Source organism: Micromonospora sp. BS32, from assembly GCF_059089345.1.
This window is the reverse complement of sequence record NZ_JBSSHR010000001.1, coordinates 39,494-54,146: the sequence shown is the minus strand read 5'-3', so window position 1 is coordinate 54,146 and position 14,653 is coordinate 39,494. Positions and strand designations below refer to the sequence as shown.

The following is a 14,653-nucleotide window of genomic DNA, read 5'->3' as shown; positions in this document are numbered from 1 at the left end:
CTACGGTGGCTCCATGACGGCGGCAACTGCGCGCGACGCGGCGGTGGTGACGAGCGACCCGGCCCGGTTGGAGGGTTTCCGGGTCGAGCTGACCGGCTACGCCTACCGGATGCTCGGCTCGATCTTCGACGCCGAGGACGCGGTGCAGGAGACCCTGCTGCGCGCCTGGCGCGGCCTCGACGGCTTCGACGGGCGGTCCAGCCTGCGCACCTGGCTCTACCGGATCGCCACCAACGTCTGCCTGGACCAGCTCCGGGGGCGTGGGCGGCGGGCCCTGCCGATGGATCTCGGCGCCCCATCCGCACCGGAGCCGGCCGCACTCGGGTCGCCGGCCGACGGGTGGCTGGAGCCGGCGCCGGACGCGGCGGTGCTTCCCGGCGGGGGCGACCCGGCCGAGGCGACGGTGACCCGGGAGTCGGTCCGGCTGGCCTTCGTGGCGGCGTTGCAGCACCTGCCGCCGCGGCAGCGGGCGGTGCTGATCCTGCGGGACGTGCTGCGCTGGCGGGCCGACGAGGTCGCCATCCTGCTCGGCAGCAGCGTGCCGGCGGTCAACAGCGCGCTGCAACGGGCCCGGGCCACGATGGGCGACCGGGACCCCACCGCCCCCGGCCCGGCGCTGGACCGGGAGCACCGCGACCTGCTCGACCGTTACGTGCGGGTCTTCGAGCGCTACGACATCGACGCCCTGGTGGGTCTGCTGCGGGAGGACGCGGTGCACAGCATGCCGCCGTACCCGATGTGGCTGCGCGGGGCGGCGGACATCGGCCGCTGGCTGGCCGGGCCCGGCGCGGGCTGCCGGGGTTCCCGGCTGGTCGAGGTGGCGGCCAACGGCGGCCCGGCGCTGGCGCAGTACCGGCCGGACCCGGCCGGCGGCCACCGGCCGTTCTCGATCCAGCTGCTGGCGATCGCCAGCGGCCGGATCACCGGGCTCACCCACTTCCTCGAGCCCCGGCTCTTCCCCCTGTTCGGCCTGCCGGCCCGGCTCGGTCCGTGCGGCCACGACGAGCTCCGGACGCCCGCGTCGCCCTGACAACGGCGAGGAGAGTGAGGAGATCACCATGTTCAGGGACACTCCGGCGTTCAGCGGGTTCTCGGTGGACGACACCGACCGCGCGCAGCGGTTCTACGCCGAGACGCTCGGCCTGCGGGTGTCGCAGCAGGGCGGCCCGGGCGGGCTGCTCACGCTGCACCTCGCCGGCGACCGGGACGTCGTGGTCTATCCCAAGGCGGACCACATCCCGGCGTCCTTCACGGTGCTCAACTTCCCGGTGGACGACGTCGACCGGGCTGTCGACGAGCTGACCGCGCGCGGGGTGCGGTTCGAGCGCTACGACGGGATGCCGCAGGACGAGAAGGGGATCATGCGCGACAACGGGCCGACGATCGCCTGGTTCACCGACCCGGCCGGCAACATCATGTCGGTCATCGCGCGGCAGTGACACGTGGCGGTTCCCGACGACTCCCGGGAACCGCCACGTGCCGGGTCAGCCCTTCTCCGCGCCCTCGTTGCCGCCGCGGACGAAGTAGCGCTGGAAGATCACGAAGAGCACCGCGACCGGGATGGTCGCCAGCAGCGCCGCACCGAGCTTGAGCGGATACTGGGTGCCCTTGCCGAGCGAGCCGCTGACCAGGTCGGCCAGCCCGCGCGGCAGGGTGAACAGGTCCGGGTCCTGGACCGAGACGAGGCTGTGCGGGAACTCGTTCCAGGAGCCCTGGAACGACAGGATGGTCAGGGTGATCAGCGCCGGCCTCGCCATCGGCAGCACCACCGACCAGTAGGTGCGGAAGACGCCGGCACCGTCGATCCGGGCCGCCTCCTCCATGCTCACCGGGATGGACTCGAAGAACTGCTTCATGATGAAGACCCCGGCCGCGTCGGCGAGCAGCGGCACGACCAGCCCGGCGTAGCTGTTGTAGATGCCGAGCTGGTTGAGCACCAGGAACTTCGGGATCAGCAGCACCACGCCGGGCACCGCCATCACCGCGATGACCGCGGCGAAGAGCCCGGAACGGCCCTTGAACCGCAGCCGGGCCAGGGCGTACCCGGCGAGCGAGTCGAAGAAGACCCGGCCGAGGGTGACCAGCACGGTGACCAGCAGCGAGTTGCCGAGCCAGAGCGGGAAGTTGGTGCCCTCGAAGATCCGCTCGAAGCCGGCGGTGGTGACGGGGTTCGGGAACGGCGACAGCGGGTTCGCCGCCGCGTCCGGCTCGGTCTTCAGCGAGTTGCCGAGCTGGATGACGAACGGGTAGAGGAAGACCAGCCCGAAGAAGATCAGCACGGCGTACCCGAGGATCCGGCTGACCAGGGTGCGGGCGCCGCGGCGGTCGCGGCGGGCGGGCGCCGCCGCCACCGGCGGGCGGTCGGTGAGTGCGGTCATGACGGCGACCCCCCTCGTACCCGGCGACGCCACCACCGGTTACCGGTGGCGGGCGCGTCGGTGTCCCGGTCGGCCATCACCCGGCGCTGCACCAGGGTGAACACGATGATGATGAGGAACAGCACGAACGAGATGGCCGCCCCGGAGCCGTAGTCGAAGTCCCGGAACGCGGTCCGGTACGACAGGTACGCCGGGGTGAGCGTGGTCTTGGCCGGCTCGCCCTGGCTCATCACGTACACCTGGTCGAAGACCTGCCAGGAGCCGATCAGGCCGAGGGTGACCACCAGGAACATGGTCGGCTTGATCATCGGCAGGGTGACGTACCGGAGCCGCTGCCAGCGGCTCGCGCCGTCGAGGGTGCTCGCCTCGTCCAGCGCCACCGGGACGCTCTGGAGCGCGGCCAGGAACATCAGCATGAAGGTGCCGGAGGTGGTCCAGACGACCAGCGCGATGATCGAGATCATCGCGACGCTCGGTCCGGAGAGCCAGTCCCACCAGCTCAGCCCGAACGGCCCGCCGTCGGTGAGCCCGGCCGGCGCGGTGTCCACCCCGACCGCGCCGAGCAGCAGGTGCAGCACCCCACGGGAGTCGGCGAACCACTGCGGCCCGTCGATGCCGAAGACACCGAGCAGCTGGTTGACCGCCCCGGAGTTGGCGAAGAGGAAGAGGAAGACCACGCTGATCGCCACCGAGCTGGTCACCGAGGGGAAGTAGAAGGCGCTACGGAAGAACGCCTTCCCTTTGAGCATCCGGTTGTTGACGATCAGCGCGAGGCCGAGGGCGAGCACGGTCTGCGTCGGCACGACCAGTGCCACGTAGTAGATGTTGTTGCGGATGCTGGTCATGAAGTCGCGGCGGGCGAGCCCGTCCTCGCTGAACAGCTTCGTGTAGTTGTCGGCGCCGACGAACGGCACCTCCGCGGTGAACGGGCTGCCCTGGCCGTTCCAGTCGGTGAGGCTCACCCAGAGCGCCATCAGGATCGGCAGCAGCAGGAACAGTCCGAGGATCACGATCACCGGGGCGACGAAGAGCCAGCCGGCGACGTTCTCGTTGCTCCGGATGCCGCGTCCGGTGCGGCGCGGCGGGCGGCCGCTCGCGGTGGCCGGCGCCGCCAGTGCTTCGGTTGCCATCTCCCCTCCTTCGACTCGCGCGTGGCCGGTGGGGCGCCGCCGGTCGGCGACGCCCCCCTTTCGGTCACGTCAGCCGCCGAGCGCCGCCTTGGCGTTCTTGTCGAAGTTGCCGAGGATGGTCTTCGGGTTGCCGTTGGACAGGCCCTGCAGGCCGGTGTCCAGGTCACCGAGGACGCTGTCCATCTTCGGGGCGTTCACCGGGCCCTGGGCGTACTCGGCGCCGTCGATGAACGGCTTGTCCGCCGGGAACTCGCTGCTGTACTGGTCGCGCACCGACTGCCGGGACGGCATCACGCCGAACGCCTTGGCGAAGGTCATCTGCTGGTCGCCGGCGGTCATCGCCTCGACGAACTTGATCGCCTGGTCCTTGAACTTGCTCTTGGCCGCGATCCCCCAGCAGTTGGTGAAGGAGAGCGTCCCCTTGCCCTTCGGCCCGGCGGGCAGCTCGACGACCTTGTACTTCACGTTGGGGAAGTCGTTCTGCAGGGCGCCCTTGATCCAGTTGCCCTCGATGGTCATCACGGCCTTGCCCTTGCCGAACGCCTCACCGGACCAGCCGGCGTCGAGCTGCTTCGGGTAGCGGGCCAGCCCCTCGGTGAGCAGCGACCTGACGTACGTGAGGGCGGCCTCGTTCTCCGGGGTGTCGGCGGTGGGCTGCTTGCCGTCCTTGCTGATCAGCCAGCCGCCGTTCTGCACCAGGAACGCGCCGATCCGGTCCCGGGTGTCGCCGAGCGCCAGCGGCACCTGGCCCTTGGCCTTGATCTTGCGGGCGGTGGCGGTGAGCTGCTCCCAGCTGGTCGGCACGTCCGCGTCGGTCAGGCCGGCCTTGGTCCACAGGTCGGTGTTGATCTGCAGGGCGAGGGTGGAGAAGTCCTTCGGCGCGCAGTAGAACTTGCCGTCGTAGGTGAACGTGGTGCGCAGGCTCTCGTAGAAGTCGTCCGGGTTGCTGATCTTGTCGCCGTACGGCTCCAGGGCGCCGACGCTGGCGTAGTCGGCGAACCGGGCCGCGTCGACGTAGAAGACGTCCGGCGGGGTGCCGCCGGCGAGGGCCTGGCCGAGTTGCTGGGTGAGGTCCTGGGCCGGGGTGACGGTGGCCTGGTTGCCCGAGCCGCTCGCCCACTTCGCGGCCGCGTCCTGCACCGCCTTGGTCTCGGCGTCGCCGGAGGAGCCGATCAGGATCTGCAGGTTGGCCGGGCCGCTGGACTGCGTGGTGTCCGACTTGTCGTCGTCGAAGCCGCTGCCGCAGGCGGCGGAGCCGAAGAGCGCGACGGCGGCGAGGCCGGCCACCGCCGCGCGGGTGAGAGATCGAGGTGCCATCTTTTCTCCTGGGTGGGGGAAGTGGTGCGAAACGGGTGTCACGCGGTGTGGCGCCGCACCAGTGAGGGCTGGAGCAGCACGGGTACGGGGGTGTGCCGCGGACCGTCGAGCACCGCGGTGAGCAGGTCGACGCAGCGGGCGGCGGCGTCGCCGAGGGGTTGACTGACGCTGGTCAGGCCGATCGCGGCGGCAACCGGGGTGTCGTCGAAGCCGATCACCGGCACGGCCGGATCGGCGGCGCGGGCGGCCTGGAGGGCGCCCAGCGCGAGGGAGTCGCTGGCGCAGACCAGGGCGGTCGGCGGCGTCGGCAGGGCGAGCAGCTCGTGGGCGCACCGCTCCCCCTCCGCGATGCCGTCCACGGTCTCCCGGTCCAGCCCGGTCGGGTCCACGGCGGCCTCGTGCAGCGTCTCCCGCCAGCCGGCGCGCCGGTCGTCGCCGACGCCGGAGCCGGCCGGCCAGCCGATCCAGCCGATTCGGCGGTGGCCGGCGGCCAGCAGGTGCCGGGTGGCCTGGGCGGTGCCGGCGGCGCCGTCCACGTCGACCCAGCAGTGCGCGTCGAGGTCGTCCCACGGCCGGCCGAAGGTCACGAACGGCACGCCCCGCTCGGCCAGCCAGGCGGTGCGCGGGTCGCCGTGGTCGGTGCCGGTGAGCACGAACCCGTCGAGGTCGTACGAGCCGAGCAGGTCGTCGTAGCTGGTGATCTCCCGCTCGGCGTCGGTGGCGGTGTAGAGCAGGGTGCGGTAGCCGGCCGTCTCGGCGGTGACGGTCAGGCCGTGCAGGAAGCGGTCGAGCACCGAGCCGTTGATCCCGTCGCGGGTGGGCTCGATCCGGACGGCGATCAGCCGGGAGCGGCCGGTGCGCATCTGGCGGGCGGCCTGGTTGGCCCGGTAGCCGAGGGCGACGATGGCGTCCTGCACCCGCTGGCGGGTGTCCTCGCGCACGATGTGCGGCGCGTTGATCACATTGGACACCGTCTGCCGGCTGACCTGGGCGTGCCGGGCCACCGTCGCGATGGTCACCTTTTCGGCCACTTGACCCCTCTCGACATCTTGAACGATCCAATTCGGATGGGGCAGGATTGGATCGTTCAAGTTTCTGGAATGTTTCGCACTTTGCACCGCCCCGGACGGCTTGTCAAGACGTCGTCCGCACCCCACAGGATCTGGAGCCGAAGCTGTGATCGAACGCCACCTGCAACCCCTGCTGCACGATCTGGTCGGGGTGGTCCTCGCCCCCACCAGCGCGCTGGGTGACCGGGCCGGGCAGATCCGCCCGGCCGGCGTCCAGGGCGTCTTCCACGCCGACGCCCGGGTGCTCTCCCGGGCCGAGCTGCGGATCGACGAGCGGGAACCCGAGGCGCTCAGCCACGGCCCGGACGGCCCGCACGGCGTCCGCTTCCTCGGCCTCGCCCGCTGGCTCGGCGACCCCGGCCCCGACCCCACCGTCCGGGTCGAGCGCACCCGCCGGATCGGCCCGCACGGCCTCGACGAGGAGGTACGCGTCGTCTCCACCGCAGACGTGCCGGTCCAGGCCACCGTCACCTTCGACCTGGGCTGCGACCTGGCCCCGATCGAGGTGGTCAAGTCCGGCGGCGCCACCGTGCCGGTCGAGGCGAAGTGCGGCCAGCCCGGCCAGCTCAGCTGGGCCGGCGACGGCGTCACGGTGACCGTCACCGGCGACGGCGCGGCGATGCACGCCGAGGACGACCGCACCACCGCGCCCCGGCTCGCCTGGCCGGTCGCGCTCGGACCCCGCGAGTCGGTGACGCTGCGCTGGCGGCTGCGGGTGGACGATCCCCGCGCCGCGGTGGCCGCCCCGACCGGCGAGCCGGACTGGTCCCGGCCCGAGGTACGCGCCGACGACCGCCGGCTGGTCCGGCTGCTCGACCGCTCCCTGGACGACCTGCGCGGGCTCCGGCTCACCGACGCCACCACCCCCGGGGACGTCTTCCTCGGCGCCGGGGTGCCCTGGTTCCTCACCCTCTTCGGCCGGGACAGCCTCTGGGCCGCCCGGATGATGCTGCCGCTCGGCACCGGGCTGGCCGCCAGCACGCTGCGGGTGCTCGCCCGCCGGCAGGGCACCCGGGTCGACCCGACCACCGGCGAGGCCCCCGGCAAGATCCTGCACGAGCTGCGCCGGCACGAGTTCACCCTCGACGACGGGCTGCGGCTACCGCCGGCGTACTACGGCACGGTCGACGCCACCATGCTCTGGGTGGCGCTGCTGCACGACGCCTGGCGCTGGGGGCTGCCCGCCGACCAGGTCGAGCCGCTGCTGCCGCACCTGGAGGCCGCGCTGGGCTGGCTCGGCGACCACGCCGACGCCGACTCCGACGGCCTGGTCGAGTACGTCGACACCACCGGGCACGGCCTGGCCAACCAGGGTTGGAAGGACTCCGGTGACGCCGTCCGGTTCCGTGACGGCCGGCTCGCCGCCGCACCGATCGTGCTGGCCGAGGTGCAGGGGTACGCGTACCAGGCGGCGGTGAACGGCGCCGACCTGCTGGACGCGTTCGGCCGGCCCGGCGCCGACCGCTGGCGCGGGTACGCGGCCCGGCTGGCCGAGCGGTTCCGGGCCTCGTTCTGGGTCGACGGCGGCCCCGACGGCCCCCGGCCGGCGCTCGCGTTGGACCGGGACAAGCGGCCGGTCGACTCGCTGACCAGCAACATCGGCCACCTGCTCGGAACCGGCCTGCTTTCCGCCGAGGAGGAGGCCCGGGTCGCCGCGCTGCTCACCGCCGACGCGCTCGCCGGTGGCTTCGGGCTGCGCACCATGTCCACCGACGACGCCGGGTTCAGCCCGCTGTCGTACCACTGCGGGTCGATCTGGGCGCACGACACCGCGATCGTGCTGGCCGGACTGGCCCGGGCCGGCTTCCGCGAGGCGGCGCTCGGCCTGGCCGAGGGGCTGCTCGGCGCCGCCGAGGCGTTCGACTACCGGCTCCCCGAGCTGTACAGCGGCGACGACCGGGGCCTGCTCGGTCGGCCGACCCCGTACCCAGCGGCCTGCCGTCCGCAGGCCTGGTCGGCGGCGGCCGCGGTGCTACTGCTCCAGGCCGGGGCGGGCCTGCACCCCGACGTGCCGAACGGCCGGGTGGAGCTGCGCCCGCTGGCCGGCCCGGAGTTCGGCGCGCTGACTGTCCGGGGCTTCCGCGTCGCCGGCGCCCCCGTCGACGTCCACGTCGACCACGAAGGCACCCCCACGATCACCGGCCTCCCCGACACCCTCCACCTCACCCCACCGATCCCCACCCCCCGCCGCCCGGCCCAAACCCCCGCACCAGAACCCCGTTGATCATGAGGTTGGCGGCGAAGTTGATCGCGGTTTGTGCCGTCAACCTCATGATCAACGCGGTCAGGGGCGGAGTTCGGCGACGAGTTCGTCGTCCTCCGTCGCGCCGGTGGGGGTGAAGCCGAGGGAGGTGTAGAGGCGGGCGGCCGGGGTGTTGTCCGGGTGGTACGAGAGGCGGACCGGGTGGCCGCCGTCCTGGCTCCCAAGCCAGTCGGCGAGGGTGCGGACGGCGGCCCGGGCGACCCCCCGGTCCTGCTCGTCGGCGTCGACCACCAGGCCGCCGATCCACCGGGAGCCGTCGTCGTCCACGCCCCACATCACGTGCCCGACCACGGTCTCGTCGGCGTACACCGCCAGCGAGGTCCAGACGTCGGAGCGCATGGTCAGCACCAGGTACCGGGCCGCCAGGGCCGGAACCCAGCCACGCTGGTCGTCACGGGGGGCGACGTCGGCAACCGCGCGCCAGTTGTCGTCGTCGACCGGGCGCACGGTGACGTGACGGCCGGCCCGGTCGCGCAACCCAGAATCGATCATGGAGCCGAGCCTAGGCGGCGGCCCGAACGTCGGCGACCACATTCCGCCCCACCGCCCGACACCACCGCCCGCCGGACGCTGCCGGGCGCCGAACGCCACCGACCGCCGCCGGGACTCGACCGGTTCAGCTCGCCCGGGCGTCGAGGAAGGGCCGTGGATCACCGGCGCCGAGATCGGTGATCCCGGCGGTGCGCAGGGCGCCAATGGCCATCGTCCGGCGCACCGCGGCAAAGGTGATCACGTGGCCGATCGTCCCGCCCAGGGTGTGGGTGGCCGGGGGCGAACAGGTGGTGTCGACGAAGGTGTCGGCCAGCGTGCCGGCGGCCAGGGTCCGCGCCACGAAGGCCCGCCAGTCCCGGCCGGCCACCGCGTGGCGGGCGGCCAGACCGGCGACCGACCGGTCGCTCTCGTCGGGCCAGTCGCCGCCGCGCAGCGCGGACAGCCAGTGCTCCTCCTGGGTGACCATCGCGTTGATCAGCGAGCGGAGGGTCGGCCCCTCGTCGATGGTCTCCACCGAGACGGTCACGGGGCGGTCGAGCGCCTCGTCGTCGAGGGTGGCGGCGCGGTCGATGATGGCGGTCAGGGTGTCGACGTGGTGGTCGACGAGATGTTGCAGCACGTTCATCGCGGTCTCCTCGCGGGATGCCGGCAGCCGCAGGCCACCGGGCGGCTGGAAGTGGACGCCGCTGGGGCAGGGCAGCTCCAGCTCATGGAAGGTGAGCGGCCTGCGACGCCGGACGTCCGTCGGCGGCACGCCGTAGGCGCGCAGGAAGGCGCGGGTGAACGCCTCGTGCGAGCCGTAGCCGGCCTCGACGGCGACGTCGAGGACCGTGAGGTCGGTGCTGGTGAGCCGGTACGCGGCGCGCTCCAGCAGCAGCCGACGGCGCAGGGCGCCCGGTGGCTCGCCGGTGGCCGCGGCGACCAACCGGTCGAAGTGGAACCGGGACAGGTGCGCCCGCGCCGCCAGGTCGACCGGGCTGGCGGTGGGATCGTCCAGCCCGGCCTGCACCCAGTGCAGGATGCTGGTCAGGCCGTCCGTCGTCGTCATGGGAACAGCCTGCACCCGGGGACGTCGGTGGCGCTTGACCGCCGTTGCGGACCTTCCGGTGACCGGCCCGGGTCCTGGGCCGGCGCGGAGCTCAGTCGAGCAGGGCGTCCAGGCCGATGGTCAGGCCGGGCCGGGTGCGCACCGCGCGCACCGCCAGCAGCACGCCGGGCATGAACGAGGCCCGGTCGTACGAGTCGTGCCGGATGGTCAGCGTCTCCCCGACGGTGCCGAAGAGCACCTCCTGGTGGGCGACCAGGCCGGTGGCCCGGACGGCGTGCACGCGTACCCCGTCGATGTCGGCGCCACGGGCGCCGGCGACCTCGTCCTTGGTGGCGTCCGGCACCGGGCCGAGACCGGCCTCGGCGCGCGCCCGGGCGATCAGCCGCGCGGTGTGCGTGGCGGTGCCGCTGGGGGCGTCCAGCTTGCGCGGGTGGTGCTGCTCGATGATCTCCACGGACTCGAAGTGCCGGGCGGCCCGGGCGGCGAACTGCATCATCAGCACCGCGCCGATGCCGAAGTTCGGGGCGATCACCACGCCGACGCCCGGCTTGCGCTCCAGCCAGCCGCGCACCCGGTCGAGCCGCTGCTCGGTGAAGCCGGTGGTGCCGACCACCGCGTTGATGCCCTGGTCGATGCACCAGTGCAGGTTGTCCATGACGACGTCCGGCGTGGTGAAGTCGACGACCACCTCGGCGCCCGCGTCGGAGGCGTTGAACAGCCAGTCGCCCTGGTCGACCATGGCCACCAGATCCATGTCGGGGGCGGTGTCGACCGCCTTGCACACCTCGGCGCCCATCCGGCCCCGGGCACCCAGCACGCCGACCCGGATCGGCTCGTCCGGGCCCTTCTCCTGCTCGTCAGTCACGGAGCACAACCTATCCCAATCTCCGACGCCGTCACCCGGGCGGACCACCCACCGTCCCCGTTGCGGGGCAGCGGTCAGACGGAGAAGTCGCTCTCGCCGAACGGGCCGACCACGGCCAGGGACATCGGACGGCTGAGCAGCTCGGCGGCGAGGGTGTTGACGTCCGCCACGGTGACCGCGTCCACCCGGGCCAGCAGCTCGTCGACGGGCATCAGGTCGCCGTAGAGCAGCTCCCCCTTGGCCAGCCGGCTCATCCGGGAGCCGGTGTCCTCCAGGCCCAGCACGAACGAGCCCTTGCTCATCCCCTTGCCCCGGGCCACCTCGGCCTCGGTGAGCCCCTCGGCGGCCACCCGGGCCAGCTCGGCGCGGGTCAGCGCCAGCACCTCGTCCACCTTGCCCGGCGCACAGCCGGCGTAGACGGCGAAGAGGCCGCTGTCGGCGTACTGGCTGGCGTAGGAGTAGACCGAGTAGGCCAGGCCGCGCCGCTCGCGGATCTCCTGGAACAGCCGGCTGGACATGCCGCCGCCGAGGACGTTGTTGAGCACCCCGAGGGCGAAGCGCCGCTCGTCGGTGCGGTCGATGCCGCGGCCGCCGAGGATGACGTGCGCCTGCTCGGTCTCCTTCGGCTCGACCAGGACGGCCGCCGGCTTGGTGCGTACCTCCGGGGTGGCCGACCGGTGGGTGCCCGGCGCGGCCGGGTCGGTGTCCAGCGGGGTGCCGCGCAGCGCCTGGCGGACCAGCTTGACCACGGCGGCGTGGTCGAGGTTGCCGGCGGCGGCGATGACGATCTGCGGCGGGGTGTAGCGGCCGCGGTAGAAGCTCTGGATCTGCCGCCGGGTCATCGGGGTGACCGTCTCCTCGGTTCCGGAGATCAGCCGGCCCAGGGGGTGGTCGCCGTAGACGGCGCGGGCGAAGAGGTCGTGCACCTCGTCACCGGGCTCGTCGTCGTGCATCGCGATCTCTTCGAGGATGACGCCGCGCTCGGTCTCCACGTCGGCCGGTTCGAGCACCGAGTCGGCGACCGCGTCGCACATGACGTCGATGGCCAGCGGCAGGTCCTCGTCCAGCACGCGGGCGTAGTAGCAGGTGTATTCCTTGGTGGTGAAGGCGTTGGTCTCGCCACCCACCGCCTCGATCTCGGAAGAGATCTCCAGCGCGCCACGCTTGTGGGTGCCCTTGAAGAGCAGGTGCTCCAGGAAGTGCGCGGCGCCGGCCTGCGGGCCGGTCTCGTCCCGCGAGCCGACCGCCACCCAGATGCCGAAGGAGACGCTGCGCATCGCCGGAATCGCCTCGGTGAGCACCCGCAGGCCGCTGGGCAGCACGGTACGCCGGACGGTGCCGCCCAGTGGGTCGTCACTCAGCGTGCGGGTGACCGCCCGGGCCGCGCCCCCGGCGGACCGGGTGGACCCGGTGGCGTGCCGGACGGCGTCGGACGACGCCACCCCCCGTCGGCGCGCAGGGAAAGACGAACGCTGGGCCCGACTCACGGAAACCTGCTCTCACATCTACGAGGGGTGGGGTGGGACGAACCGGCCGGGTGACGACGTCGTCGTCACCCGGCCGGGTGCTGCTCAGCTGTGTCGGGTCCGGCGGCGCGGACGCTCGCCGCCCTCGCCACCCTCGCCGCCGCCCGGGGCGCGGTCGCCGCCGCCCGGGCCACGACCGCCCCGGTCGCCGCCGCGGTCGCGGTCACCACGGTCACGCGGACCGCGGTCGCCGCCCCGGCGCTCGCCGCCCTCGGCGGCGGCCTCACCGGCGGCCGGCGCCTCGGCGCCCTCCGGCCGGACCTTGTCCAGGTAGATCTTGCCGCGGGCGTCGATGTCCGCGATCTCCACCTCGACCCGGTCGCCGACGTTGAGGAAGTCCTCGACCTTCTCGACCCGCTTGCCGTCGCCCACCTTGGAGATGTGCAGCAGGCCGTCGCGGCCCGGCAGCAGCGAGATGAACGCGCCGAACGCGGCGGTCTTGACCACCGTGCCGAGGAACCGCTCCCCCTGCTTCGGCAGGGTCGGGTTGGCGATGCCGTTGATCCGGTCCACCGCCGCCTGGGCGGAGGGGCCGTTGGTGGCGCCGACGTAGATCGTGCCGTCGTCCTCGATGGAGATCTCGGCGCCGGTCTCGTCCTGGATGGCGTTGATGGTCTGGCCCTTCGGGCCGATCACCATGCCGATCTTGTCCACCGGGATCTTGACGGTGGTGACCCGCGGCGCGTACTCCGACATCTCCGCCGGCGACTCGATCGCCTGCTTCATGACGCCGAGGATGGTCTGCCGGGCCTCGTTCGCCTGCTGGAGCGCGGCGGCGAGCACGTCCGACGGGATGCCGTTCAGCTTGGTGTCGAGCTGCAGCGCGGTGACGAACTCCGGCGTGCCGGCGACCTTGAAGTCCATGTCACCGAACGCGTCCTCGGCACCGAGGATGTCGGTCAGCGTCACGTACTGGGTCTTGCCGTCCACCTCGTCGGAGATGAGCCCCATCGCGATGCCGGCCACCGGCGCCTTGAGCGGCACACCGGCGGAGAGCAGGGCCAGGGTCGAGGCGCAGACCGAACCCATCGAGGTCGAGCCGTTCGAGCCGAGCGCCTCGGAGACCTGACGGATCGCGTACGGGAACTCCTCGCGCGACGGCAGCACCGGGATCAGGGCCCGCTCGGCGAGCGCGCCGTGGCCGATCTCGCGCCGCTTCGGCGAGCCCACCCGGCCGGTCTCACCGGTCGAGTACGGCGGGAAGTTGTAGTTGTGCATGTAGCGCTTGCGGTTCTCCGGGGAGAGGGTGTCCACCATCTGCTCCATGCGCAGCATGTTCAGCGTGGTGACGCCGAGGATCTGGGTCTCGCCCCGCTCGAACAGCGCCGAGCCGTGCACCCGCGGCAGCACGCCGACCTCGGCGGTCAGCGGACGGATGTCCCGCGGGCCGCGGCCGTCGATCCGGACCTGCTCGCGCAGCACCCGGTTGCGGACCTCGGACTTGGTCAGCGACCGGAAGGCGGCGCTGAGCTCCTTCTCGCGGCCCTCGAACCGGCCGCCGAGCTCCTCGGCGACCTTGGCCTTGATCCGGTCCAGGGCCTCCTCGCGGTCCGCCTTGCCGGCGATCTGCAGGGCCTCGGCCACCTCGGCGCGGACCAGGTCGGCCACCGCCTGGTAGACGTCGTCCTGGTAGTCGAGGAAGACCGGGAACTCGGTGACCGGCTTCGCGGCCACCTCGGCCAGCTCGCTCTGCGCGCGGCACAGCTCACGGATCGCCGGCTTCGCGGCCTCCAGGCCGCTGGCCACGATCTCCTCGGTCGGCGCGGTGGCGCCGCCCGCGATCAGGGCGACCGCGTTCGGCGTGGCCTCGGCCTCGACCATCATGATCGCGACGTCGCCGTCCGGCAGGGTGCGGCCGGCCACGACCATGTCGAAGGTGGCCCGGGCCAGCTCCTCCAGGGTCGGGAAGGCGACCCACTGGCCGTCGACGTGCGCGACCCGGGTCGCCCCGATCGGGCCGGAGAACGGCAGGCCGGAGAGCTTGGTCGACATCGAGGCGGCGTTGATCGCCACGACGTCGTACGGGTGCTGCGGGTCGAGCGCGAGGACGGTCTCGACGACCTGGACCTCGTTGCGCAGGCCCTTGACGAACGACGGGCGCAGCGGCCGGTCGATCAGCCGGCAGGTGAGGATGGCGTCCTCGCTGGGACGACCCTCGCGGCGGAAGAACGAGCCGGGGATCCGGCCCGCGGCGTACATCCGCTCCTCGACGTCGACGGTCAGCGGGAAGAAGTCGAACTGCTCCTTCGGCTGCTTGCCGGCGGTGGTGGCGGATAGGACCACCGTCTCGCCCAGCTGGGCGATGACGGAACCGGCGGCCTGGCGGGCCAGCCGACCGGTCGAGAAGGTGATCTCACGGGTACCGAAGGACCCGTTGTCGATCACAGCGGTACGGGATTCGGTGCCGAGGTTGGTCTCGGTCATGTGCGGTGGTGCTCCTTCGCGTCGTGGGCCCACGACACCGGAGCTGCTCAGACGGCCGGTCTTCGATCGAAGCGCCCGGGTGACCGGCACGAGGCCGGGATTCCCGGGGGCCACTACCGGAGACCGGTACGCTGACCGGC

At 72.6% G+C, this 14,653-nt stretch carries 12 protein-coding genes; 3 read left to right on the top strand and 9 right to left on the bottom strand.

The genetic code is table 11. The features are described from left to right. The first annotated feature begins 13 nt into the window (after positions 1-13). Together AC5RWQ_RS00250 and AC5RWQ_RS00245 are read left to right on the top strand one after the other, a co-directional pair. The gene (locus AC5RWQ_RS00250; protein ID WP_494280727.1) at positions 14-1,030 is read left to right on the top strand and encodes a sigma-70 family RNA polymerase sigma factor; all 1,017 of its coding nucleotides are present in this window, start codon (positions 14-16) and stop codon (positions 1,028-1,030) included. A 28-nt stretch (positions 1,031-1,058) separates the two neighbouring features. Further along, on the top strand, positions 1,059-1,439 hold the full coding sequence (locus tag AC5RWQ_RS00245; RefSeq protein ID WP_494280726.1) for a VOC family protein: 381 nt from the start codon (positions 1,059-1,061) through the stop codon (positions 1,437-1,439). Positions 1,440-1,484: 45 nt separating this feature from the next. On the opposite strand, the gene AC5RWQ_RS00240 is transcribed toward AC5RWQ_RS00245, so the two are convergent. From AC5RWQ_RS00240 to AC5RWQ_RS00225, 4 genes are all read right to left on the bottom strand, one after another. Continuing rightward, complete coding sequence (locus AC5RWQ_RS00240) at positions 1,485-2,378, bottom strand: carbohydrate ABC transporter permease (RefSeq protein WP_494280725.1); 894 nt, start codon at positions 2,376-2,378, stop codon at positions 1,485-1,487. Then, entirely contained in the window at positions 2,375-3,508 is a 1,134-nt protein-coding gene (locus AC5RWQ_RS00235) for a carbohydrate ABC transporter permease (RefSeq protein ID WP_494280724.1), read from the bottom strand. Before AC5RWQ_RS00235 ends, AC5RWQ_RS00240 begins: the two co-directional genes overlap by 4 nt. 69 nt (positions 3,509-3,577) lie before the next feature. Then, positions 3,578-4,825, bottom strand: coding sequence for a sugar ABC transporter substrate-binding protein (locus AC5RWQ_RS00230; protein ID WP_334482580.1), 1,248 nt, complete (start codon positions 4,823-4,825; stop codon positions 3,578-3,580). Between the two features lie 38 nt (positions 4,826-4,863). Further along, the gene (locus AC5RWQ_RS00225; protein WP_494280723.1) at positions 4,864-5,856 is read right to left on the bottom strand and encodes a LacI family DNA-binding transcriptional regulator; all 993 of its coding nucleotides are present in this window, start codon (positions 5,854-5,856) and stop codon (positions 4,864-4,866) included. Between the two features lie 145 nt (positions 5,857-6,001). Between AC5RWQ_RS00225 and AC5RWQ_RS00220 the strand changes: the two genes are divergently transcribed. Then, on the top strand, positions 6,002-8,119 hold the full coding sequence (locus tag AC5RWQ_RS00220; RefSeq protein ID WP_494280722.1) for an amylo-alpha-1,6-glucosidase: 2,118 nt from the start codon (positions 6,002-6,004) through the stop codon (positions 8,117-8,119). 60 nt (positions 8,120-8,179) lie between these two features. Here the strand turns inward: AC5RWQ_RS00220 and AC5RWQ_RS00215 are convergent, their stop codons facing one another. From AC5RWQ_RS00215 to AC5RWQ_RS00195, 5 genes are all read right to left on the bottom strand, one after another. Continuing rightward, positions 8,180-8,650, bottom strand: a complete 471-nt coding sequence (locus AC5RWQ_RS00215) for a GNAT family N-acetyltransferase (protein WP_494280721.1) — start codon at positions 8,648-8,650, stop codon at positions 8,180-8,182. Positions 8,651-8,774: 124 nt separating this feature from the next. Further along, entirely contained in the window at positions 8,775-9,698 is a 924-nt protein-coding gene (locus AC5RWQ_RS00210; RefSeq protein WP_494280720.1) for a helix-turn-helix domain-containing protein, read from the bottom strand. A gap of 91 nt (positions 9,699-9,789) precedes the next feature. Next, positions 9,790-10,563 carry a 4-hydroxy-tetrahydrodipicolinate reductase gene (dapB, locus tag AC5RWQ_RS00205; RefSeq protein ID WP_494280719.1) on the bottom strand — a complete coding sequence of 258 codons (774 nt, stop codon included), beginning with the start codon at positions 10,561-10,563 and terminating at the stop codon, positions 9,790-9,792. 74 nt (positions 10,564-10,637) lie between these two features. Then, positions 10,638-12,005: a M16 family metallopeptidase gene (locus AC5RWQ_RS00200; RefSeq protein ID WP_494280718.1), complete on the bottom strand. Its 1,368-nt coding sequence runs from the start codon at positions 12,003-12,005 to the stop codon at positions 10,638-10,640. 129 nt (positions 12,006-12,134) lie between these two features. Beyond that, positions 12,135-14,513, bottom strand: coding sequence for a polyribonucleotide nucleotidyltransferase (locus tag AC5RWQ_RS00195; RefSeq protein ID WP_494280717.1), 2,379 nt, complete (start codon positions 14,511-14,513; stop codon positions 12,135-12,137). Between the last annotated feature and the right edge of the window lie 140 nt (positions 14,514-14,653).

Bases quoted from the DNA above. Each gene is read 5' to 3' on its own strand.
- AC5RWQ_RS00195 (WP_494280717.1), bottom strand. From the start codon at position 14,513: ATGACCGAGACCAACCTCGGCACCGAATCCCGTACCGCTGTGATCGAC.
- AC5RWQ_RS00215 (WP_494280721.1), bottom strand. From the start codon at position 8,650: ATGATCGATTCTGGGTTGCGCGACCGGGCCGGCCGTCACGTCACCGTG.
- AC5RWQ_RS00210 (WP_494280720.1), bottom strand. From the start codon at position 9,698: ATGACGACGACGGACGGCCTGACCAGCATCCTGCACTGGGTGCAGGCC.
- AC5RWQ_RS00250 (WP_494280727.1), top strand. From the start codon at position 14: ATGACGGCGGCAACTGCGCGCGACGCGGCGGTGGTGACGAGCGACCCG.
- AC5RWQ_RS00240 (WP_494280725.1), bottom strand. From the start codon at position 2,378: ATGACCGCACTCACCGACCGCCCGCCGGTGGCGGCGGCGCCCGCCCGC.
- AC5RWQ_RS00245 (WP_494280726.1), top strand. From the start codon at position 1,059: ATGTTCAGGGACACTCCGGCGTTCAGCGGGTTCTCGGTGGACGACACC.
- AC5RWQ_RS00235 (WP_494280724.1), bottom strand. From the start codon at position 3,508: ATGGCAACCGAAGCACTGGCGGCGCCGGCCACCGCGAGCGGCCGCCCG.
- AC5RWQ_RS00230 (WP_334482580.1), bottom strand. From the start codon at position 4,825: ATGGCACCTCGATCTCTCACCCGCGCGGCGGTGGCCGGCCTCGCCGCC.